A 21,632-nucleotide genomic window follows, 5' to 3' on the forward strand; every position below is an offset into this window, starting at 1 on the left:
TGTCTGTAAATTTACAACCAAGGGTGTCTAATTAAAATCAAAAAATTAAATGACAAAGCTTAAAGACTAATCAAACTAGGGCAGTTTTCTCCATTAACAAGTAATGTACTAAGATTGAAGTATTATTATTCGATTATTGAGCACCAAAAACTTACTTGTGTAAATGAAAAAAACTCGCTAAAATAAGCAAGAAGCAAACAAAGCTTATTGATAAGATGGGTATAAATTATCGATGAAGCTAGATAACATCAAAGGAGGGATTAGTCTATGGCTAAACAAACACAATTTATGATTTGGAATGAGCAAGCAATTGAACAGCTAGCTAAACACATTCAAGCTGGTGAAGTTGTTGCATTTCCAACCGAAACAGTCTATGGTTTAGGAGCTGATGCCTCTAATCCCGCAGCAGTTGACAAAATTTTCATCGCAAAAGGGCGTCCTGCAGACAATCCATTAATTGTTCATGTTGCTGATAAAGAACAAATTGAGCATTATGTAACGGATATACCGGAGTATGCAAAGAAATTGATTGACTCATTTATGCCCGGTCCTTTAACAGTTGTTTTACCGAGTAATGGTAAGATTGCAGATAATGTTACTCCTGGCATGAGCAGTGTAGGCATTCGGATTCCTGCCCATCCTGCTGCTCAGGAATTAATTCGAGAGGCTAATTTACCGATTGCCGCTCCAAGCGCTAATTTATCAGGCAAGCCAAGTCCAACGAGTGCGATTCATGTCTTTCAAGATTTAAATGGAAAAATCGCCGCTATTTTAGATGGGGGAACAACTGGAGTTGGTTTAGAATCAACGGTTGTTGATTGTACAGGCATATCACCAAAAATTATTCGCCCAGGCGGTGTGACTCAGGCTGAGATCGAATTAGTGCTAGATTGTCCGGTCGAAGATTCGACTACTGATCTTGATATTGATAAACCAAAAGCACCAGGGATGAAATATAATCACTATCAACCAGACGTTCCAATGATTTTAATTGAGGGCAATCAGGATTTTTTCCAAAGTAAAATTAATCAACTTCAAGCAGAAGGAAAAAAAGTAGGTCTACTAGTAAGTGAAGAACTAGCAAGCAATTTATCAGCTGATCAACTCCAAATCTGTGGGACAGTGACGAATTTATCAACAATTGCTAGTCAGCTCTATCAAGTATTGAGAGCTTTTAAGAAAACAGATGTTGACATTGTTTTAGCCGAAGTTTTCCCTGCAGAGGGTGTCGGAAAAGCAATTATGAATCGATTAAAAAAAGCAGCAGATTATATTGAAAAAGCAGAAAATGACAGGTGATGTAGTCCTGTTATTTTTTTGTTTTATGAAGCATAGACTGAAATTAGCTCGTCCATTAAGGAGAATGTTCAAAAAGCCAGGTAAAATAAAACATTAGTTCAATAGATCTTCTTCTAACAATGCTTCATGTTATAAGGTGCATGTAAATGTAAAATATTTATGGGTAACGAGAAAGTTACCGCACTTTATGGAAGCACGTTAGTTTATTTTTCTGCTTTACACTTTTGAAAAAAGGCTCGACCAATGTGTGAAGCAATTTTCTTGAAAGGTAACGTCGATTTGAACTTCTTAATTCTTTTTATCCTCGTTTTTGAACACACATCTAAAGGAGGATTTTTTATGCTAGATTCAGTTGTTACTCCTCTCGTGCTTTCATTTGTTGTTGCTCTTGATGCTTTTTCCGTTTGCCTAGGCATCGGGTTACAACCACTTCGCTTACGAAAAATTGCAACAATCGGTCTTTGGATCGGTATTTTCCACATGTTTATGCCTTTGCTAGGTCTATTAATTGGAGCATTACTGGCTGAATGGATCACAAGCTTAACAGAATTAATTAGTGGTATGCTGCTTTTTGGGTTAGGAGCTCAAATGATTTTTCAAACTTTTGCTGAAACATTTCGCTCAAACCCACCAAAGAAATTCAACTTAACAGCGATCATCGTGCTCGCTTTTTCAGTAAGTATAGATAGCTTTCCTATTGGTATTAGTTTGGGGATGTCTGGTTTTCTGACCACTGTAACCATTCTTTTATTCGGTGGCGTTTCTACACTGATGTCCTGGACTAGTCTTTTAATTGGAAAAAAGGTTCAGCGCAATCTTGACCGTTCACTTGCCTGGATTGGTGGGGCAATCCTTTGTCTTCTTGGACTCATTATTATTTTCTAATTCATCCACTTTTCATTCCTTCATTCAATCAACTGGCTTGGTACAATTCTAGCGATATGTTATTATTTATGTAATATAATAGCAGCTTAAAGGGGAGAAAAAATGAAGATACTATTTGTCTGCACTGGGAACACATGCAGAAGCCCAATGGCAGAAGCCATTCTTCGAGGAAAATCAGATCACCAAGTCAAATCTGCCGGAATCTCCACCACAGTAGGAATACCAACAAATGAAAATACCGTCAATGTTTTAAAAGAGAAAAATATTAATTATAGTGGAAGTTCACAGCCTTTAACCCAAGCAATGGTAGAATGGGCGGATTTAATTTTAACAATGACTAATCAGCATAAACATGTAACTGTGTCTGAATACCCACAAGCCTTTGGGAAAACATATACACTAAAGGAATACGTCAGTGATGATGTCGATGAGATATGGCGTGCATTAAAACAAGCCCACTTAAATTTAGAAGAAAAACGTTCACTCGTGATTGAAGAACATGGTAATCAGCAAACGGAACAACAATTAAGAGCATTTTTTCGAGAAGAGCAAGATGAAATTGCTCGACTTGAACAAGAATTACCTAATCTTGATATTGCCGATCCATTTGGCTTAGACCAAGCCGCCTACCAAAAAACAGCGGCTGAAATTGACCAAGCTATTGATGCATTGATAAAAAAGTTGACGGAATAATGTGAAATTAACTGTCCTTTCATTGTGAAAATGAGTACAATAGAATAAATGATAATTTATAAGGAGTGGATAGATTCATGAAAGTTGTAATCGCAGCAGATCATGGCGGCTATCAATTAGCAAAAGAAATCGAGGCATTGTTACAAGAGTTAGATGTAACTATTGAGAATATCGGAAGCAATTGTGCGGATTCCGTTGATTATTCTGATTATGGAATCCCAGCAGCTGAAAAAGTAGCGAAGGGTGAATATGACCGAGGCATTGTGATCTGTGGGACAGGTATCGGAATGTCAATTTCCGCAAATAAGGTAAAAGGGATCCGTTGTGCCCTTGTTCATGATGTGTATACGGCACGTGTAACCCGCGAACATAATGATTCGAATATGCTAGCTATGGGTGCCCGCGTTATTGGAGTTGACCTAGCTAAGGAAATTGTCAGAACATGGATTAATAGTGATTTTGAAGGCGGTCGTCATGAACGTCGAATAAATAAAATTGCTGAATATGAGGAGAAATAAACAGAGGACAATACGTAACCAGAGCGTAGGAAATAGACGTAGACTCCTCGAAAATAAAAGGCAATTTTCTTCGTGCGATGTCTCGCTGACGTAGCTTTCCTTGTCCTGTGGGAAAGCTTAGTGTGAAGACCCCGCAGAAAAAGTGTACTTCTTTTTTCGAGGAGGCTGAGGACAAGCCCACGGAAAGTGAAGTATATTTCCGAAGCGGTTGTACTAACCTGACAACATTGGTAACCGCAGCCCTAAGTATTCTTGATAGGGCGAGTAACCATAGTAAAGAGGATTGCGAAGCGTGTATATCGCAAGAATAAGTGTTTTGCTTATTCTGAATCTCAAACCAGCTTATAAGGGGAAAACATTATAAATTACTAGGTGTAAATAAAAGGACTGCATTCACTGGAAAGGGCTAGCGAATGTAAGTTATTCTAATAAAAAAGTGGATAGAGGGGGAACGGTTTGGATGAAGCATTTACAAGAAAGTGACTTAGAATTGTATCAAGCAATTGAACAAGAACGGGGTCGACAACATGAAAAGATTGAACTGATTGCTTCAGAGAATTTTGTTTCAGAGGCAGTCATGGAAGCACAAGGATCTGTACTAACAAACAAATATGCAGAAGGATATCCAAACAAGCGTTACTACGGTGGTTGTGAATACGTTGATATTGCTGAAAATCTCGCTCGTGATCGTGCGAAAAAATTGTTTGGAGCTGAGCATGCCAATGTACAACCTCATTCTGGTGCACAAGCAAATATGGCTGTTTATTCAGCATTTCTCGAGCCAGGTGACACTGTGCTTGGAATGAACCTTTCGCATGGTGGACATCTGACTCATGGTAGTCCAGTTAATTTTAGTGGTAAACTATATCATTTTGAAGAATATGGTGTTGAAAAAGAAACAGAAACGCTTGATTATCAAGCTGTACTCGAAAAGGCAATCGCCGTTCAGCCTAAGTTGATTGTTGCTGGTGCAAGTGCCTACCCACGTTTAATTGATTTTAAAAAATTTCGTGAAATCGCGGATGAAGTTGGCGCTTATTTAATGGTTGATATGGCGCATGTCGCTGGCTTGGTGGCAACAGGTCAACATCCTGATCCAATTCCTTATGCTGATTTTGTCACGACAACGACACACAAAACATTACGTGGACCACGTGGTGGTATGATTTTAACAAAAGAGAAATATGCAAAACAAATTGATAAATCTGTCTTTCCAGGAATGCAGGGAGGGCCGCTTATGCATGTTATCGCAGCGAAAGCAACGGCTCTTAAAGAAGCCCTTGATCCTAATTTTACTGACTATACGAAACAAATTGTTAAAAATGCACAAACCTTTGCTGAAGCTCTACAAGCAGAAGGAGTTCGATTAGTTTCAAATGGAACAGACAATCATTTACTTTTACTTGATGTTCGCGGTCTTAATCTGACAGGTAAAGATGCTGAAAAAATCCTTGATGATATAGGCATCACAACGAATAAAAATACGATTCCATTTGATCCAGAAAGTCCATTTGTCACAAGCGGTGTTCGTGTTGGAACAGCAGCTGTTACAACACGCGGATTTAAGGAAGCAGAATTACAAGAAGTAGGCTCAATTATTGCCCTTACTTTAAAAAATTATCAAGATGAAGCTAGCTTACAAGAAGCGAAAGCTCGTGTTAAAGCACTTACTGACCGTTTTCCAATCTATCAATAATTTGAAAAACCGAAACATGTTCCAATTTGTTTCGGTTTTCTTATGATCTAAAATTGAAATTCCTCTTTTAAAATAAATGTTATTAGGTTAAATAAACCTGTCTTTTATCGGATTTTCGACAGAAGACTCCCACTTCAAGGCACCTGAAGGGCATCGCTCAGTGAGTAAGTGAGAGATGAATGTCGGTTGGTGATAGCCAAAATAGATCTCTTATGATATAATTAGAACATACATTCGTCTAAGTGAGGTGTGTTCATGTTAGTCAATAAAGCCTATAAATTCCGTCTCTATCCTAATCCGACACAACAAACACTCATCAACAAAACATTGGGTTGTTCACGGTTTGTTTTCAATCACTTTTTAGCGAAATGGAATAAAGCATACGAAGAAACAGGCAAAGGCTTAAGTTATCGTGTGTGTTCAAAACAGTTGCCACACCTAAAAAAAGAATATCCTTGGCTAAAAGAAGTTGATAGTATTGCCGTTCAATCAAGTGTCAAACATCTATCTGAATCTTTTGCACGTTTCTTTAACAAACAAACGAATGCCCCACGATTGAAGTCAAAAAGGAACCCGACCCAAGCGTATACAACAAAACACACGAACGGAAATATCGCAGTCGTGGGCAATACAATCAAGCTGCCCAAATTAGGGCTTGTCAAGTTCGCTAGAAGTCGTGAGGTCAATGGACGCCTTCTAAATGCCACGATTAAGCGACATCCAAGTGGCAAATACTCCATCTCTATCCTTGTTGAGACAGAGGTAGACTCACTTCCTCAAACGAAGCAGTCAACAGGTGTCGATGTAGGTATCAAAGTGTTTGCCACGCTTTCAGATGGGACAACATATCAAAACCCTAGATGTTTACGCACGCTAGAAAACAAATTAGGAAAAGAACAACGCAAACTGTCCAGACGATATGAACAAGCCAAGCAAGATAAAAAACCCCTTTATGAAGCGAAAAATTATCAAAAACAGCGGATCAAGGTCGCTCGTATTCACGAAAAAATTAAAAATGTCAGAACGGATTACTTGCATAAGGTCAGTACCGAAATTGTCAAAAACCACGATATCATGGGTATTGAGGACTTACAAGTATCTAACATGCTCAAAAACAAACGATTATCAAAAGCCATTAGTGAAGTCAGCTGGTCGGAATTCCGTACGATGCTTGAATACAAAGCCAAGTGGTACGGAAAGGAAGTCGTAGCCATCGCCAAAAACTTCCCTTCTAGTCAACTTTGTTCATGTTGCGGGTAGAAGTTAAGAATCTCGCCTTACGCAAGTGGCAATGTCCTTCATGCCATAAAGCACACGATCGAGATCTTAACGCAAGTAAAAATATTGAAGCTGAAGCTATCAGACTTCTAACTGTTGGTGCGACAGGGATCGCCTAATCAATAATCGACCAATAGGTTGGTGTTCTTAGGAATCTCCCCCTTCAAATTTCATTAGAAATTAAGGGGGAGTAGTTCAATGATCCATTCATTAATACTTTTAAAAATAAACAAAAAAATTGTTTATTCGCTTGAAAGCGACATGAATTTTCTGTACAATTTTATAGATGTATACTTTTAATGAGGAGTGGTCGAACTTGGGTAACGTATTTGTACTGGATCATCCATTAATTCAACACAAAATAACGTATATTCGAAAAACTGAGACAGGAACAAAGGATTTTCGTGAGTTAGTTGATGAAGTTTCTGGTTTAATGGCGTATGAAATTACGCGAGATTTACCATTAACTGAAGTAGAGGTTGAAACGCCTGTAGCAAAAACAAAAACAAAGGTTTTGAGCGGGAAAAAGATTGGAATTGTTCCTATTTTGCGCGCAGGATTAGGTATGGTTGATGGCGTTCTTCGACATATTCCAACAGCCAAAGTTGGACATGTTGGTTTATATCGTGATCCTAAAACTTTAATGCCAGTTGAGTATTACTTCAAAATGCCAAAGGATATATCCGAACGTGAACTGATTGTTGTGGATCCTATGTTAGCAACAGGTGGATCAGCGGCAGATGCTATCCAGTCATTGAAAAAACGCGATGCTAAAAAGATTAAACTCATGTGTTTAATTGCAGCACCAGAAGGTGTCGACCATATTCAAAAAGAACACCCTGATGTTGATATCTATTTAGCTGGAATCGATGAGAAACTTGACGAAAAAGGCTACATCGTTCCAGGACTTGGCGATGCAGGTGATCGACTATTCGGAACGAAATAAAGTAAAGCTAAAAAGCAGCTCAGAAAGTTAACTAAAATAACTTTCTGAGCTTTTTTATTTAACTAGAAATTACTGAAACGAATGAGTCTGCTCTATCCTCGAAAGCAACAGTTCTATAGTGATAGCCTAAATAGTGGGGATAAGCAAATGAGTAATGATTATTTTGTACTTTAAATCGATTTCATAATTAAGTAATGACATATAAAACACGAACCTTATAGGATAGCACGATGCGTGATTTCCGTTCTGGGTGGAAGCTTTCCGTGGGCAACGCCTCAACTAATTTCTTAAGTTTTTCAAACTTAAGAAATGGATTTTCGGCTGTTGCTTTTCCCACCGGAGTCACCACCCTCCACTCCAATCACTCATTTGGACTCTCTAATTTACGAATACTAGCATTACTTAATCTATGATTGTTCGTTTTCCATCTTAATTTTTCTATTATGAAATTGACTCACTTTAATTAAAAATTAAAAAGAGTGTGTTTATCAATAAAGGATGATAAATCCATTTTTATCATCCTTTATTTTATAGGAGTGATTAAAAAGAGTCAGCGCCAACATTCTATAAAAACACTTTTGCTTTTATCAAGGAGACGCAATCGAAGTATGCTGTTTCTATGTTACGACATAACGTTGTGAACTTGATCGATTAGATCAGTAAATAATTAAATAAAGAAATGGAAAAATTTTCAAATTATATGTAACATTAATTTCAATTATCTTAGAAAAGCTTTAAAGGATGTCAGAAAATTGACCATTGCAACGGTCAATTTTCAGTGAAGCGTTTTCTATAAATTGAGTTAGTATAAATATAACAAGGGGAGGCGGGGTACTGTGAGTTCAAAAAATAATCGTGAACAAAAACTGTTACTGTTTCTTTCCAAAAGTCAAGATTACATTACATCAGTAGATATAGCCAAAAAAATAAATACATCGCAAAAAACAGTATATCGTTTAATTAAAGAAATTAATGCTGAATATGAAAACGGTTCCTTAATTATCTCTGAGAAAGGAAGGGGTTATAAACTAGATTACGAAAAATTCATTAATTATCAAAAAAGGAATAAAAAATGCACAGGAGACGTTTTTTCTCCTCATGAGCGTCGTAAACGAATTATGGAAGAATTATTAATATCTTCTCCGAAACCTATAAATATTTATCACCTATTTAGTCATTATTATGTCGGAGACTCAGCTGTGTCTAATGACGAACAAATCATGAGTGAAGAACTTAAAAAGTACAATTTAATTTTAGAACGAAAGAATAGAAAGCTGGCTATATTAGGAGAAGAAATTAATATTAGAAAGGCAATTAAAGATATTATTGAAATTTTTAACATTATTGATCTTGATGATTTAAAAAGTAATCAAGAACTTAATTTCAACAAATATGACGTTTTGTTTATATTAGATCAATTAAGACACATTGAAAAAGATTTAAATATAACAATCCCTTATCCTTACAATGTAAATATCTTTTCACATCTATATATCTTATTAAGTCGTTCAAGAAAAAATCCAACTCTATTGTTTACCGATACTGTATCACATAGAGAAATGGAAAACATGAAAAGAAATAATAATTTATATCAGGTGGCAAAATCGACTATCAACCATATTGAACAATATTTAACTAATATATTACCAGAAATTGAGGTTTATTTTCTTTATCAATACTTGGTGTCATCACGAATGCAAGGGGATTTTGGTAAAACATCAACCTTTTCTTCAGAAGTTAATCAAGTGACTAAAGTATATATCGATGAAATGAGTGCTAGATTAGGGATAAATATAGAGAATAAATCGATTTTCATAGACTTAGCCAATCATATTAAACCAATGCTGAATAGATTAGAACATAAAATTCGAATTAAAAACAGTCTGTTAAGTCAAATTAAACTTACGTATGAAGAAATATTTTCGGGCGTAACAAAAGTATCTGAATTGGTAAGTAAAAAGTTTAATTTACCAGTAATAAATGATGATGAAAATGGATTTATCACCCTTTACTTTGCAAAAATTATTGAGACGAGTCAGCATCAACGTCCTATAAAGATACTTATCATGTGCACGACAGGAATTGGAACTTCAGAACTTTTAAAAGCAAAAGTAGCCAAACAATTTCCTGAGTTAGAAATTGTTGATGTCGTAGCATCACGAAATATACAAATGTTTAAAGAAAAATATGCAGATGTGGAACTAATGCTTAGTACAGTTCATATTGAAGATAAAATACATATTCATTCTTTATTAGTCAGTGCCATGTTTACAATGGATGATCAAAAGAGACTTCAAAGAAAGATAGAGGAAATTTATCATGAACGATAATTCATTTTATCAAGTTTATTTCAATGATACTTTAGAAACGAAAGAGCAAGTATATGATTTTGTTTCAACAATCGCTTGTCCCAATCATTCTTATCAGAAAAGACAAGCAATTATTGATCAATTGAACGAACGAGAAAAAGTAGGAAGTCCATTAATAGCTGAACATGTTTTGTTACCACATATTGAAAGTAATCTAATTAAGGAAAGTCAAATTATATTCCTTAAATTAACAAATCCCATATCGTTTTGGGATAACAATATAAAAGATATTCGACTCATTATTATTATTTTATTGAAGACAGGTGAACAAGAAGAAGTTAAGAAAAGGATTTCTTTATTTACGAGATCTTTAGCAGATGAAGATTATTTAGAGCGTTTATTAAATGTAGAAGAACAATCAAGTTTTTATAAAGAAATAATTACATTTTAGAGGAGGAGACATGATGAAAATTGTAGGAGTTGCGGCTTGTACAGTAGGGATTGCTCACACATATATTGCACAAGAAAAACTAGAAAATGCCGGAAAGAAGGCAGGACATCAAATTTATATGGAGACACAAGGAACAATTGGTATAGAAAATGAGTTAACAGCGGAACAAATTGCGGAAGCAGATATTGTTATTCTAGCAGCTGATGTGAAAATTTCTGGACAAGAGCGTTTTGAAGGTAAGCGAACCATTCAAGTACCAACAGAAGTTGCTGTAAAATCACCGAATAAATTGATTAAAAAAGCGGAAGAAGTGGCAAAACAAAATCAATAAACTTTTATTCAAGTAGAGGGGAAAAGTATGGAAGTAAAAGATATTTTAGATATAAATACCATCAAAACAAATATGAGTGCTAAAAGTAAAGAGGAAGCATTAATGGAATTGGCGAATTTACTTTTAGAAAATGAGTATATCACGGATATAGAAGGATTTATTAAAGATATTTATGCGAGAGAGGTAGAAGGACAAACAGGAATCGGAAATTACATTGCAATCCCTCATGGGAAGAGCAATTTTGTAAAGAAATTAGGAGTAGCTATTGGTATTAATGAAGGAGAAATACCGTGGGAAACTTTAGATGGAAATGGCGTGAAAGGAATTATTCTTTTTGCTGTTGGAAATGACAATGAAGGTGTACAAAATCATTTGAAATTATTATCTTTATTTGCAAGAAAATTAGGAAATGATGAAGTGATTGAAAAATTACTACATGCTAAAAAAAAGGAAGAAGTGAAAGAAGCCTTTAACAATTAACATGAAAGAGAGAATATGATGAAAATTGTAGAGGCAACAGCACGAACAATCGAGATTACTCACATGTATATTGAAGAATTAATTATAGAAACAGTTAAAGAAATTGAGGAATTACAACACTTTAATCCAGAAGTTGACAAAGAATTAAGTAAGGTAAAGAGATAAGTTATAGCGATTTAAAAGTGAAAACAAGAGCGAGTAAAATTGTTTAATTTAATTGCTGGATAACGAGATATGGTAATACTTAGATAAATAGGGTGTATGATTAATCTTTCTATAATGACTATTGCCAAACGAGTACAAGAATATCAAGAAGAATACTTGATTATTTTGCTAATAAAGGGAAATCAACTGAATCTTGGCTGTGGAGTGGTTCCTTAAAAAATGTTTATTGAGTGATATAAGAAACAAGTTACACCACCATATCATTTCAAAAGAACTTATCACAGCCTTACAGTTGAAAGTCATTATATTGAGAATTATGAAAAAATGAAATCTTTATTGATAAGAGAAATTAGCAGAGAAGATATTGAACATCTGACTGAGAGAAGTAAAAAAGTTATCAACCAGTATAGCCAGATTCCAAATGCTATTGTTCAACTTTGTTTTAGGATAAATGTCTTGAACAAATCGGACAAAAATCAGGATATTGACCACAGGCAATTGTCCTGAGCTAAACTGAATCACCAGCTAAACGAGAATATTTTATTAACGAAAAGGAGGGGATTAACTGTAAGATGTTTTGTGATAGACAGAGCTAGCCTCATAGCTAACACAAAACATCAAGGACTCCCAAGCGATTCTAAGAGTAAAAGTATTATTAAGAGAAGAATTGTCTGAATGAAAAAGTAAAGAAATTTACTGTGTAAAGTAACCAAGAAGCTGTATAGGAGGATAGCAAATGAGTAAATTTTTTAAAGAATTAAATCTTAAAGGTCATTTATTAACGGCAATTTCATATTTGATTCCAATTGTTTGTGGGGCAGGTTTTTTAATAGCAATTGGTATGGGATTTGGAGGTACCAGTCAAGATTTATTATTACAAGGTGAATTTTCCATTTGGGATGCTTTAGCAACAATGGGAGGGGCAGGTTTAGGCTTATTACCAGTAGTGATAGCGACAGGGATTTCATATTCTATTGCTGGAAAGCCAGGGATAGCCCCAGGTTTTATCATTGGTTTAACTGCTAATGCAATTGAAGCTGGCTTCATTGGTGGAATTTTAGGTGGATTTATGTCAGGCTACCTTGCCATAGCAATTTTAAAATATTTTAATGTGCCTAAGTGGGCGAAAGGATTAATGCCGACTTTAATTATTCCATTTTTCACCTCTATAATTGGTGGTTTAATCATGGTTTACCTTATTGGTGCACCCATTGCTGGGTTAACATCGTTATTAACAAATGCGCTAAATAACTTAGGATCTTCTTCATTATTAGTATTTGGTTCCGTTGTAGGTGTATTAAGTGGAGTTGACTATGGTGGACCAATTAACAAAACAGTATTTGCTTTTGTATTGACCATGCAAGCAGAAGGTATTAATGGTCCAATTACAGCATTGCAATTAGTAAATACTGCAACACCAATCGGTTTTGGATTGGCATACTTTATCGCAAAATTGTTTAAGAAAAATATCTATAAACCGTTAGAGACAGAAACTTTAAAGTCAGCAGTCCCAATGGGTTTTATTAATATTGTGGAAGGTGTCATTCCAATTGTTATGAATGATATCATTCGTTGTGTGATTGCAACAGCTGTTGGTGGAGCTGCAGGTGGCGCAGTATCTATGATGTTAGGGGCTGATGCCACAGTACCATTTGGAGGAGTACTAATGTTACCAACCATGTCTAATCCAATGTCAGGAGTTATAGCATTATTAGTCAATATTTTGGTAACGGGATTGACTTTGGCTTTAATCAAGAAAGATGTATCTCAAGATACAGTGAGTGTAGACACAGAGGTGGAAGAAGAAGATATTGACTTAGATGATATTAAAGTCTACTAATACAAAGGTGAAGGTAATTAGAGTGAAAATTTTCCTGGGTATTGCAATGGCCGAAGAAATTAAACGGATTAATGAATTAGGACTAGTTGATGGAGTGACCACAAATCCAACGATCATTTCAATAGAAGGCAGAACTTTTGTGTGAGTCATCAAAGAAATTTGCTCAGTAATATCGGGACCAGTCTCATTGAGATAAGTCCCAATCTAATAGTAAATAAACGGGGGGATTAATAGAATATGAAAAAGGTAGAATTCTCACCATCACTGATGACGATGGACTTAGATAAATTTAACGAACAAATCACTTTTTTAAATAACCATGTAGATTCTTATCATATTGATATTATGGATGGGCATTATGTTCCCAATATTACATTATCACCATGGTTTATCGAAGAAGTACGAAAAATAAGTGATTTACCTATGTCTGCTCATCTAATGGTAAAAGATCCAAGTTTTTGGGTTCAACAATTAATTGATCTGAAGTGTGAATGGATTTGTATGCATGCAGAAGTATTAGATGGGCTAGCCTTTCGGTTAATTGATCAAATACATGATGCTGGCTTAAAAGCTGGTATAGTATTAAATCCTGAAACTCCGATTGAGGCGATTTTCCCTTATATTGAATTAGTCGATAAAATTACGATTATGACAATTGATCCAGGATTTGCTGGGCAGCGTTTTATTGAAAGTACATTAGATAAAATTGTAGCACTGAGGGAGTTAAGAGAAGAGAAAGGGTATCAATACGTTATTGAAATGGATGGTTCATCTAATCGCAAATCATTTAAAAGAATTGATAGAGCTGGTCCAGATATTTATATTGTAGGTCGCAGTGGTTTATTTGGACTAGCTGAAGATATCGAAAAATCATGGGAAATCATGCGTAATGATTATGAGGAAATGACTGGGAAAGTATTAGGATAAAAATTTAAAGAGGCTATTATAAGAATTTGCATAGCAGATTGTTTTAAAAGCCTCTTTTTTTTTGGAGAGAAATATATATTTGATAGAGTTGACCAACTTGGTGTAGATACATTGCGTACCTTGAATATAGATGCCGTGCAAAAGTAAACTCTGGCACCTTGGATTACTAATAGAAGTTACACCTGTGGTGTATGCATCATGGACAAAGCATCCAGTCACATCATGTAATTGGCTAGACCGTGATTGTTTCATACTATTTACAGGCCATAGTTCTACATTGCTATATGGATTACTTCACCTTGCAGGTTATTAAGTAACGATGCATGATTTGGATAGTTTCCGTCAGTGGGATAGTAAATACTTTTGAGGCCATAATGTTTATGCAGAATTAATGTTAAACCATTAAAACAGAGGCTTTAAAATCAGTAGTTCCAATGGACTTTATTAATATTATAGAAGATGTCACTCTGATTGCTATACATGATTTTCTCATTAATCCTTCTTTAATCAAAACAAAAAATTTACAGATCATTTATTAAAATGCATGATTTTGTGCTCCCAGACACATACTATTTTTTAAAAAGGGAGACTGAATAATGAAACGAATTTTTCCAATCTGCCTCTTAATCTCCATCCTGATGATCACATTAACTTCAAATATATTTGCTAGTTCCCCTAACCAGCAAAAGAGATTATTAATTGAACTACATACCTCATCCTTAGCGTTTGAGGAGGAACTGACCCGTGATTTTCCGACCGTTCAAATTCTGGAACGATTTGATACCCTATTTAATGGAATTGCCATTGAAGGGAAAACAAATCAACTGGAACGAATTATTGAGAATGAAGAAGTTAAGCAGGCTTATCCAATTATGACCTATTCTGTTACACCAGAAAATCTTCAGTTGATCGAAACAGCTGATTTGCCTGCTTCAAAAGATGAAGAGCAATCTCCTTATACTGGAAAAGGAATTAAAATAGGAGTGATTGATACAGGTATTGATTACAACCATCCAGATCTTCAAATGAATTATCAAGGTGGCTATGATCTTGTGGATTTTGATGATGATCCAATGGAAACAACGCCTGAGCAAGGTATGCCAACGATTCATGGTACACATGTTGCGGGAATTATCGCTGCAAATGGAGTCCATCAAGGTGTTGCGCCTGACGCAGAGATCTACAGTTATCGTGCACTTGGTCCCGGGGGATCGGGGACGTCTGTCCAAGTTATCGCTGCTTTAGAAAAAGCAGTTAACGATGGGATGGATATTATTAATCTTTCACTTGGAAACCACGTCAACGGACCAGATTATCCAACAAGTGTTGCGGTTGATCGTGCGATTGACCAAGGTGTTTCAATTGTTATTGCTAATGGAAATGAAGGTCCTGATGATTGGACAGTCGGTTCACCCGCAACAGCGACTGACGCTATTTCTGTAGGTGCTTCGACACAACCCTATCAAGAGCCGATGCTACTAGAGCCGATAGAAAATAAGACCATTTCACTCAGCCCAATTGCCAATGCGAGTGAATGGAATCTCAGCCGTGATTACCCAATTGTATCAGGTGGTCTAGGCACAGAACCGATACCAGATGCGACAGGTCAGATTGTTCTATTCCAACGTGGTGAGATTTCTTTCCAAGAAAAAATGCTTCAAGCCGAGAAAGCAAATGCCCGAGCTGTGCTGATTTATAATGATAGTGATACACCAATTGAAGCAGGAATGGAATCAAGTACAAGCACTCCAGCTGCGTTTATCTCGCGTGAAGATGGAGAATGGTTACTGGCACAACTTCAGGATCAACCCAATCTGTGGTTGAGCACGACTTATCTTAATCGTGATAATGAGATCGCTCCATTTAGTTCACGAGGACCGGTTACAGCAAATTGGAAAATAAAGCCGGAAATTGTTGCGCCTGGTGTGGATATTATCAGTACTGTACCGGATGGTTATGCAAGTTTACAAGGGACGAGCATGGCGGCACCGTATGTCACAGGTGTACTTGCTGTTTTAAAAGAAGCCTATCCTGATTGGTCACCTGCTCAGCTAAAAGCGGCCTTACTCACACAATCGGAATATTTACCAGATCAAAAACCAGTCGAACAGGGGATGGGAGAAGTTGATCTACAGGCGGCTTTGGAAACACCAGTTATAATTGAACATTCATTATTAAATTTGGGGTGGATGGATGAGAGAGTTGAGCAACGCACACATCAGTTAAAGCTAACAAACCTATCGGATCAACCTCTAGCCATTCAATTTGATCGGCCATTTATTGAACAGGGCGTTAGATGGACATTACCTGAATCGGAAACCATTGCACCAAGTGAATCAAGTGAAATGGAAATATCCTTGACAATTAGACCAGATCAGTTAGAATCTGGTGTACATCAAGATTATTTAACGGTCAATATAAATGCTGAACCTTATCAGTTGCCTTATTTATTCGTCAATCAAACGGCTTCATTCCCGAAAATTGCAGGTTTTGAAATCGAACCGAGTTTAAAAGAGGAACAAATATACCATGTTCGACTGCAGTTAGCTGAAGCAAGTGAACGAGTAACGATTGACTTATATGATCCAGTGACCTTTACCTATTTGGGGCAACTTTTTATTCAGGAAGAAGTTGAAGCTGGTTTACTTGAAGCAGAATTAGACCTATCAGTGATTGAACCAAAAGAATATTATTTGATGAATGTCGCTGTTGAGAAAGATCAGCAAACAGACTATTTCCAACAAATTTTCCCATACTAATAGTATGCTTACTGACTATAAATATTTTTTTTAATAAGTGAAGTGATATACTGTAGATAATTACGCAAAAAAGGAGTATAATGCGTTTAGTGTGGAGGTACCAGGATGGATGACTATCAAAAAGTCGCTCAGCGACAGCGGAAATGGCTTCGAATTGTTTTGTTGATCATGATCAGTGGTACATTATTCACACTAGGCAATCGAATATGGCTTGGCTTATTACTAGGGAGTATAACAAGTTATGCAAATTTATTACTATTACAACGGCAAGTAGATCAAATGGGCCATGTTGCGATAGAGAATAAAGGGCATGCCGCGGCTGGAACAATTTTTCGAATTGGTTCAGCTCTTCTTGTCGTTACTTTAGTCAGATTTTTTGACCTAGAAGTGAATGGGTATGCACTTGTTATCGGATTGATGTCCAAGTATGTTGTTATTTTGTTTGAATCGTTAGTTCCTCGTTGGGGAGGATAAGGTTTCAGCAGAAAGATAGGTTCGATGTCGTTAGAATTTATTCGTCCACGAAGTGATCCAGTTAATAAGTGAAAAGAGGTGAAATAAATGGACCATGGTGCTCCAATCGTTGAGGAGTTTTTAGGTATACCGTGGCTAAGCTTTAATGCGTCTAATGTTTTGATGGTGGTTGTTTCATGTATCATTGTATTTATTGTTGCTGTATTAGCGACAAGAAATTTAAAAATGAAGCCTACTGGTGTTCAAAATTTTGTCGAATGGATTGTTGATTTTGTTAAGAAAATTATTAATGATTCAATGGATTGGCGAACAGGAAAGCTTTTTTTACCCTTAGCATTAACACTGATTACCTTTATTTTTGTCAGTAACGTTCTGGGTGTTATTGCTATCGGAGCATATGACGGTAACACATGGTGGAAATCACCAACAGCTGATGCGGGTGTTTCATTAACGCTAGCCGGATTTGTGATTATTATGACCAATTATTATGGTGTCAAAATGAGGGGTGGCAGAAAATATGCTAAAAGTTTTGTTCAGCCAGTTTCATTCATCCTACCATTTAAATTGATTGAAGAATTTACAAATACAATGACGCTTGGTTTCCGTCTCTATGGTAATATATTTGCCGGTGAAATTTTATTAGGGTTAATTGCTCAAATGGCTTTTATTTCATTGCCATTTGCATTTATTGGTTCTTTAATTCCAATGGTATTGTGGCAAGGATTTAGTTTATTTATTGGAGCTATTCAAGCTTTTATTTTTACCACTTTATCGATGGTATACATGTCACACAAAGTAGAAGAAAAATAGAAGGTAATTTTAAGGAGGAAATAACATGGAAGCTTTAGCAGCAGCTATTGCCGTAAGTTTTTCAGCAATTGGCGCGAGTTTCGCCAACAGTATTATCGTTAAAAGTACAATCGAAGGAATTTCTCGTCAGCCTGAATTGCGTGGTCCACTTCAAACAGTTATGTTGATTGGTATTGCCCTTGTTGAGGCGATCCCGATTCTTGCAGTCGTTGTTGCGTTTATGATTTTATAGCTAAACCTAGGATTCCAGTAGTTGTTTGATAGGAAGGAGTGGAGAAGGTGAGTCCATTTGTGATGGGTGTAACAGTCGGTGGCTTACATGTTGGAGACATTATCGTGACGTTATTAAGTTTTAGTATTCTAATGTTTCTTTTAAAACGCTTTGCTTGGGGACCCTTGATTAAAGTCATGGAAGAGCGTGAACATTTTGTTGCCACTGAGCTTGAATCTGCAGAGGAAAAGAGAATTCGAGCAGAAAAATCGATTAAAGAAGCCGATGAAAGATTAGAGAAAGCTCGTCAAGAAGCAAAATCAATTGTTATTAATGCAAGACAATCAGCAACAAGTTTAGAAGAAGAAATTATTGCAGAAGCCCGCTTAGTAGCCAAGAAAATGAAGCAAGATGCGGAAGAAGAAGTGGAAATTGAGCGTCATGAAGTGCTCCAAGATATGCAAGAGGAAGTCACTAAGATTGCCTTCCAAATAGCGATGGACATTATTCAAAAAGAAATGAGCCCAGAGGATCAGAAACGTCTGGTTGAAGAACGTCTTAAAAATATAGGAGACGATTGGACATGAAAAATCGATTACAGGCCCGACGTTATGCAGAAGCTCTCTATGAAGTAGCAAAAGAAAAGGGCCGGGAGCAAATGATTGATCGAGAATTGAAAATTATTCGACAAGTGTTTACTTCGGAGTCTGATTTGGTTAAATTTTTACAAAATCCAACAAATTGGTTAAATCGTGCTCGAATTATCAAATCAAGTTTTACAAGTTTTTCAGCAGAAGTAGTCAAAACCTTACTGATAATGGTTGAACATCATGCTGAAGAAAATGTTGAATTCATGATTGAATATTACCAAGTACTCTTCAATCAAGGTCAGCAGATAGCAGTTGGAGCAATTTACACAACCTTACCTTTACCTGAGGAGGAAAAGCGTGAGGTGGAAGATAAATTTGCAGGTAAGTTTGGTTATCAAAAATTGAAACTAACAAATATAATTGATCCAGATGTACTTGGAGGTTTTAAAATTATTGTTAATCAGCAAATATACGATGCATCTATTCAAGGGCGAATTCAACACATGAAACGTGAGTTTGTTCCATTGTATAAAAGGTGACAGGGGGTCAATGACATGGACATAAAAGCTGAAGAGTTAAGTGCTTTAATTAAGAAACAAATTAAATATTATCAAAATGATGATCAAGTTCATGATATTGGGACCGTAATTGAAACTGGTGATGGTATCGCACAAATTTATGGTTTAAATCAGGTAATGCTGGGAGAACTTGTTGAATTTTTTGATGGAACGATGGGTTTAGTTCAAAGTCTACAAGAAGATCGAGTAGGTGTCGTTATTTTAGGTTCTCAACTGTCAATTGTTGAAGGCGATGAGGTTCGACGTACAGGCGAAATCATGGAGGTTCCTGTAGGAGATGAATTGATTGGTCGAGTTGTGAATTCACTGGGTCAACCTATTGATGGGAGAGGTCCCATTAAAACACAAAAGACTCGTCCAATTGAAGCACCGGCACCTGGTGTAATGGATAGAAAGTCAATCCATGAACCCCTTCAAACGGGTATAAAAGCCATTGATTCACTTGTTCCAATTGGTCGTGGACAGCGTGAATTAATTATTGGTGATCGTCAAACAGGAAAAACAACCGTTGCGGTTGATACTATTTTAAATCAAAAAGATCAAGATATGATTTGTATTTACATTGCCATTGGTCAAAAGGATTCAACGGTTAGATCAACAGTTGAAACATTTCGCCACCATGGTGCCTCAGACTATACAATTGTTGTTAATGCTGGTGCCTCAGCCCCAGCACCGATGCAATACTTAGCACCCTATGCGGGGATCGCAATGGGTGAGGAATTTATGTATAACGGTAAGCATGTTTTAGTTGTTTACGATGATCTATCCAAACAAGCTGCTGCTTATCGAGAACTATCTTTATTATTAAAGCGACCACCTGGACGTGAAGCTTATCCAGGGGATGTTTTTTATTTGCATTCTCGTCTATTAGAAAGAGCCGCAAAATTAAATGATGAACTTGGTGGCGGCTCATTAACTGCCATACCATTTGTTGAAACACAAGCAGGTGATATTTCTGCTTACATCCCAACAAACGTTATTTCAATAACCGACGGACAGATTTTTCTACAGTCGGATCTATTTTATGCTGGGGTGCGACCTGCAATTAATCCAGGCTTGTCAGTATCACGTGTTGGTGGATCAGCACAGACGAAAGCAATGAAAAAGGTAGCAGGAACCTTGAGGCTAGATTTAGCCTCATATCGTGAATTAGAATCCTTTGCTCAATTTGGTTCAGATTTGGATCGTGCGACTCTGAATAAATTAAATCGAGGTGAACGAACCGTTGAAGTTTTAAAACAAGGACTTCATCAGCCTATTAGGATGGAAAAACAAGTGATGATCATCTATGCTTTAATTCATGGTTTCTTAGATGAGATCCCTGTTGAAGATATCACTCGTTTTGAAACAGAATTTTATAATTATTTAGATGGGGCTTATCCAGAATTATTAGTCCAAATTAGTGAGACAAAAGAGTTAGCTGAACCTAAAAAAATGGAAGAAGCAATTAAATCATTCTCGAAACAATTTGTTGTTTCAGCCTAAACGGTAGTAAAGGAGGATGAGTGATGAGTCGTTCATTAAGAGAGATCCAACAACGAATTCAATCGACTGAAAAGACAAAACAAATTACCAATGCGATGCATATGGTTGCGACTTCTAAATTAGGAAAATCAGAATTAGCAAATGATGCATTTATTCAATATGCTCAAAAGATTGATCAAATCGTTCATCATATTGTTGAAAGCTATGGCGATCATAAGCATCCTATTTTGATTCCACGCAAAGTAAAAAAGGTTGCTTACTTTGTCATTACTTCTGATCGAGGCTTGGCTGGTCCTTTTAATAGTCATGTATTACGTCGTGTGGAGGAGCTCATTACCGAACGACATCAATCGAAGAAGGAGTACACAATTATTGTGATTGGAAGTATAGGACGAGATTATTTTAAAAATCGGGATATGCCCGTTTTACGAGCAGTAACTGATTTGCCAGATCGCCCATACTTTAGCGACTTAGAAGATTTTACTTTTGAGACGGTACAACATTTTGTTGATGGTGAATTCGATCAATTAGAGCTGATCTATAACTATTTTATCACTGCGATGACACAAGAAGTAAAGGTGAAAAAAATCTTGCCATTAATTAGCGAAGAGGATGTTGAAGAGGTTCAAAAGGCTAAATACAGTGAATTTATCTTTGAACCCGATGAAGATCAAATTTTGAAATCATTATTACCAGAGTATGCAGAAAGCTTAATTTATAATGCATTTCTTGAAAGTAAAGCAAGTGAAAATGCATCTCGAATGAATGCGATGAGAAGTGCAACAGACAATGCCGATGAAATGATATCCGACTTAAGATTACAATACAATCGTGCTCGACAGGCAAAAATCACACAAGAATTAACCGAAATTATCAGTGGATCGAATGCCAATGAACAATGATTATT

Annotated in this window: 23 protein-coding genes and 2 pseudogenes; 24 read left to right on the forward strand and 1 reads right to left on the reverse strand. The window is 36.3% G+C overall.

Annotated features, from left to right (window positions below; translation table 11 throughout):
- Positions 1-267 precede the first annotated feature (267 nt).
- The 7 genes and pseudogenes from ACS127_RS08130 (at position 268) to upp (ending at position 7,315) form a co-directional block, all read left to right on the forward strand.
- A complete protein-coding gene (locus ACS127_RS08130) occupies positions 268-1,299 on the forward strand; it encodes an L-threonylcarbamoyladenylate synthase (protein ID WP_440897920.1) in 1,032 nt (343 codons plus the stop codon).
- Positions 1,300-1,638: 339 nt separating this feature from the next.
- Positions 1,639-2,184, forward strand: a complete 546-nt coding sequence (locus tag ACS127_RS08135; protein WP_440897921.1) for a manganese efflux pump MntP — start codon at positions 1,639-1,641, stop codon at positions 2,182-2,184.
- A 102-nt stretch (positions 2,185-2,286) separates the two neighbouring features.
- Entirely contained in the window at positions 2,287-2,877 is a 591-nt protein-coding gene (locus ACS127_RS08140; RefSeq protein WP_440897922.1) for a low molecular weight protein arginine phosphatase, read from the forward strand.
- A gap of 77 nt (positions 2,878-2,954) precedes the next feature.
- Positions 2,955-3,395 (forward strand): ribose 5-phosphate isomerase B, encoded by a 441-nt coding sequence (rpiB, locus tag ACS127_RS08145; RefSeq protein WP_440897923.1) that lies wholly within the window; start codon positions 2,955-2,957, stop codon positions 3,393-3,395.
- A 460-nt stretch (positions 3,396-3,855) separates the two neighbouring features.
- Positions 3,856-5,091, forward strand: coding sequence for a serine hydroxymethyltransferase (gene glyA / locus ACS127_RS08150; protein ID WP_440897924.1), 1,236 nt, complete (start codon positions 3,856-3,858; stop codon positions 5,089-5,091).
- Between the two features lie 255 nt (positions 5,092-5,346).
- Positions 5,347-6,488, forward strand: a pseudogene (tnpB, locus tag ACS127_RS08155) (IS200/IS605 family element RNA-guided endonuclease TnpB).
- A gap of 197 nt (positions 6,489-6,685) precedes the next feature.
- A complete protein-coding gene (gene upp / locus ACS127_RS08160; protein WP_440897925.1) occupies positions 6,686-7,315 on the forward strand; it encodes a uracil phosphoribosyltransferase in 630 nt (209 codons plus the stop codon).
- A 187-nt stretch (positions 7,316-7,502) separates the two neighbouring features.
- Here the strand turns inward: upp and ACS127_RS08165 are convergent, their stop codons facing one another.
- Positions 7,503-7,652 carry a hypothetical protein gene (locus ACS127_RS08165; protein WP_440897926.1) on the reverse strand — a complete coding sequence of 50 codons (150 nt, stop codon included), beginning with the start codon at positions 7,650-7,652 and terminating at the stop codon, positions 7,503-7,505.
- A 499-nt stretch (positions 7,653-8,151) separates the two neighbouring features.
- On the opposite strand from ACS127_RS08165, the gene ACS127_RS08170 reads away from it, so the two are divergent.
- From ACS127_RS08170 to atpG, 17 genes and pseudogenes are all read left to right on the forward strand, one after another.
- The gene (locus ACS127_RS08170; protein WP_440897927.1) at positions 8,152-9,645 is read left to right on the forward strand and encodes a BglG family transcription antiterminator; all 1,494 of its coding nucleotides are present in this window, start codon (positions 8,152-8,154) and stop codon (positions 9,643-9,645) included.
- Entirely contained in the window at positions 9,635-10,075 is a 441-nt protein-coding gene (locus ACS127_RS08175; RefSeq protein ID WP_440897928.1) for a PTS sugar transporter subunit IIA, read from the forward strand. Before ACS127_RS08170 ends, ACS127_RS08175 begins: the two co-directional genes overlap by 11 nt.
- 13 nt (positions 10,076-10,088) lie before the next feature.
- A complete protein-coding gene (locus tag ACS127_RS08180) occupies positions 10,089-10,406 on the forward strand; it encodes a PTS fructose transporter subunit IIB (RefSeq protein WP_440897929.1) in 318 nt (105 codons plus the stop codon).
- Between the two features lie 27 nt (positions 10,407-10,433).
- Positions 10,434-10,886 carry a fructose PTS transporter subunit IIA gene (locus ACS127_RS08185; protein WP_440897930.1) on the forward strand — a complete coding sequence of 151 codons (453 nt, stop codon included), beginning with the start codon at positions 10,434-10,436 and terminating at the stop codon, positions 10,884-10,886.
- Positions 10,887-10,904: 18 nt separating this feature from the next.
- A complete protein-coding gene (locus ACS127_RS08190) occupies positions 10,905-11,051 on the forward strand; it encodes a hypothetical protein (RefSeq protein ID WP_440897931.1) in 147 nt (48 codons plus the stop codon).
- A 736-nt stretch (positions 11,052-11,787) separates the two neighbouring features.
- Positions 11,788-12,891, forward strand: a complete 1,104-nt coding sequence (locus ACS127_RS08195; protein WP_440897932.1) for a PTS fructose transporter subunit IIC — start codon at positions 11,788-11,790, stop codon at positions 12,889-12,891.
- Positions 12,892-12,913: 22 nt separating this feature from the next.
- A pseudogene (locus ACS127_RS08200) lies at positions 12,914-13,033 on the forward strand (fructose-6-phosphate aldolase); the annotation flags it as partial.
- 95 nt (positions 13,034-13,128) lie between these two features.
- Entirely contained in the window at positions 13,129-13,818 is a 690-nt protein-coding gene (alsE, locus tag ACS127_RS08205; RefSeq protein WP_440897933.1) for a D-allulose 6-phosphate 3-epimerase, read from the forward strand.
- A gap of 130 nt (positions 13,819-13,948) precedes the next feature.
- On the forward strand, positions 13,949-14,131 hold the full coding sequence (locus ACS127_RS08210; protein WP_440897934.1) for a hypothetical protein: 183 nt from the start codon (positions 13,949-13,951) through the stop codon (positions 14,129-14,131).
- A gap of 283 nt (positions 14,132-14,414) precedes the next feature.
- Entirely contained in the window at positions 14,415-16,577 is a 2,163-nt protein-coding gene (locus ACS127_RS08215; RefSeq protein WP_440897935.1) for a S8 family serine peptidase, read from the forward strand.
- A 105-nt stretch (positions 16,578-16,682) separates the two neighbouring features.
- Positions 16,683-17,051, forward strand: coding sequence for an ATP synthase subunit I (locus tag ACS127_RS08220; RefSeq protein WP_440897936.1), 369 nt, complete (start codon positions 16,683-16,685; stop codon positions 17,049-17,051).
- Between the two features lie 87 nt (positions 17,052-17,138).
- Entirely contained in the window at positions 17,139-17,861 is a 723-nt protein-coding gene (atpB, locus tag ACS127_RS08225; RefSeq protein ID WP_440897937.1) for a F0F1 ATP synthase subunit A, read from the forward strand.
- 25 nt (positions 17,862-17,886) lie between these two features.
- Positions 17,887-18,093: a F0F1 ATP synthase subunit C gene (gene atpE, locus ACS127_RS08230; RefSeq protein WP_440897938.1), complete on the forward strand. Its 207-nt coding sequence runs from the start codon at positions 17,887-17,889 to the stop codon at positions 18,091-18,093.
- A gap of 47 nt (positions 18,094-18,140) precedes the next feature.
- Positions 18,141-18,659, forward strand: a complete 519-nt coding sequence (atpF, locus tag ACS127_RS08235) for a F0F1 ATP synthase subunit B (RefSeq protein WP_440897939.1) — start codon at positions 18,141-18,143, stop codon at positions 18,657-18,659.
- Positions 18,656-19,201, forward strand: coding sequence for a F0F1 ATP synthase subunit delta (locus tag ACS127_RS08240; RefSeq protein ID WP_440897940.1), 546 nt, complete (start codon positions 18,656-18,658; stop codon positions 19,199-19,201). The genes atpF and ACS127_RS08240 overlap by 4 nt, the downstream gene beginning before the upstream one ends.
- A gap of 15 nt (positions 19,202-19,216) precedes the next feature.
- Positions 19,217-20,725 (forward strand): F0F1 ATP synthase subunit alpha, encoded by a 1,509-nt coding sequence (atpA, locus tag ACS127_RS08245; RefSeq protein ID WP_440897941.1) that lies wholly within the window; start codon positions 19,217-19,219, stop codon positions 20,723-20,725.
- Positions 20,726-20,748: 23 nt separating this feature from the next.
- Entirely contained in the window at positions 20,749-21,627 is an 879-nt protein-coding gene (gene atpG / locus ACS127_RS08250) for an ATP synthase F1 subunit gamma (RefSeq protein ID WP_440897942.1), read from the forward strand.
- Positions 21,628-21,632 lie beyond the last annotated feature (5 nt).

It is taken from the genome of Amphibacillus sp. Q70, assembly GCF_052055485.1.
GTDB lineage: Bacteria > Bacillota > Bacilli > Bacillales > Amphibacillaceae > Amphibacillus.

Bases quoted from the DNA above. Each gene is read 5' to 3' on its own strand.
- ACS127_RS08220 (WP_440897936.1), top strand. From the start codon at position 16,683: ATGGATGACTATCAAAAAGTCGCTCAGCGACAGCGGAAATGGCTTCGA.
- atpB (WP_440897937.1), top strand. From the start codon at position 17,139: ATGGACCATGGTGCTCCAATCGTTGAGGAGTTTTTAGGTATACCGTGG.
- ACS127_RS08130 (WP_440897920.1), top strand. From the start codon at position 268: ATGGCTAAACAAACACAATTTATGATTTGGAATGAGCAAGCAATTGAA.
- ACS127_RS08175 (WP_440897928.1), top strand. From the start codon at position 9,635: ATGAACGATAATTCATTTTATCAAGTTTATTTCAATGATACTTTAGAA.
- atpA (WP_440897941.1), top strand. From the start codon at position 19,217: ATGGACATAAAAGCTGAAGAGTTAAGTGCTTTAATTAAGAAACAAATT.
- ACS127_RS08140 (WP_440897922.1), top strand. From the start codon at position 2,287: ATGAAGATACTATTTGTCTGCACTGGGAACACATGCAGAAGCCCAATG.
- atpE (WP_440897938.1), top strand. From the start codon at position 17,887: ATGGAAGCTTTAGCAGCAGCTATTGCCGTAAGTTTTTCAGCAATTGGC.
- ACS127_RS08180 (WP_440897929.1), top strand. From the start codon at position 10,089: ATGAAAATTGTAGGAGTTGCGGCTTGTACAGTAGGGATTGCTCACACA.
- ACS127_RS08195 (WP_440897932.1), top strand. From the start codon at position 11,788: ATGAGTAAATTTTTTAAAGAATTAAATCTTAAAGGTCATTTATTAACG.
- glyA (WP_440897924.1), top strand. From the start codon at position 3,856: ATGAAGCATTTACAAGAAAGTGACTTAGAATTGTATCAAGCAATTGAA.
- alsE (WP_440897933.1), top strand. From the start codon at position 13,129: ATGAAAAAGGTAGAATTCTCACCATCACTGATGACGATGGACTTAGAT.
- ACS127_RS08185 (WP_440897930.1), top strand. From the start codon at position 10,434: ATGGAAGTAAAAGATATTTTAGATATAAATACCATCAAAACAAATATG.
- ACS127_RS08215 (WP_440897935.1), top strand. From the start codon at position 14,415: ATGAAACGAATTTTTCCAATCTGCCTCTTAATCTCCATCCTGATGATC.
- ACS127_RS08190 (WP_440897931.1), top strand. From the start codon at position 10,905: ATGAAAATTGTAGAGGCAACAGCACGAACAATCGAGATTACTCACATG.
- rpiB (WP_440897923.1), top strand. From the start codon at position 2,955: ATGAAAGTTGTAATCGCAGCAGATCATGGCGGCTATCAATTAGCAAAA.
- atpG (WP_440897942.1), top strand. From the start codon at position 20,749: ATGAGTCGTTCATTAAGAGAGATCCAACAACGAATTCAATCGACTGAA.
- ACS127_RS08210 (WP_440897934.1), top strand. From the start codon at position 13,949: ATGCCGTGCAAAAGTAAACTCTGGCACCTTGGATTACTAATAGAAGTT.
- ACS127_RS08135 (WP_440897921.1), top strand. From the start codon at position 1,639: ATGCTAGATTCAGTTGTTACTCCTCTCGTGCTTTCATTTGTTGTTGCT.
- ACS127_RS08240 (WP_440897940.1), top strand. From the start codon at position 18,656: ATGAAAAATCGATTACAGGCCCGACGTTATGCAGAAGCTCTCTATGAA.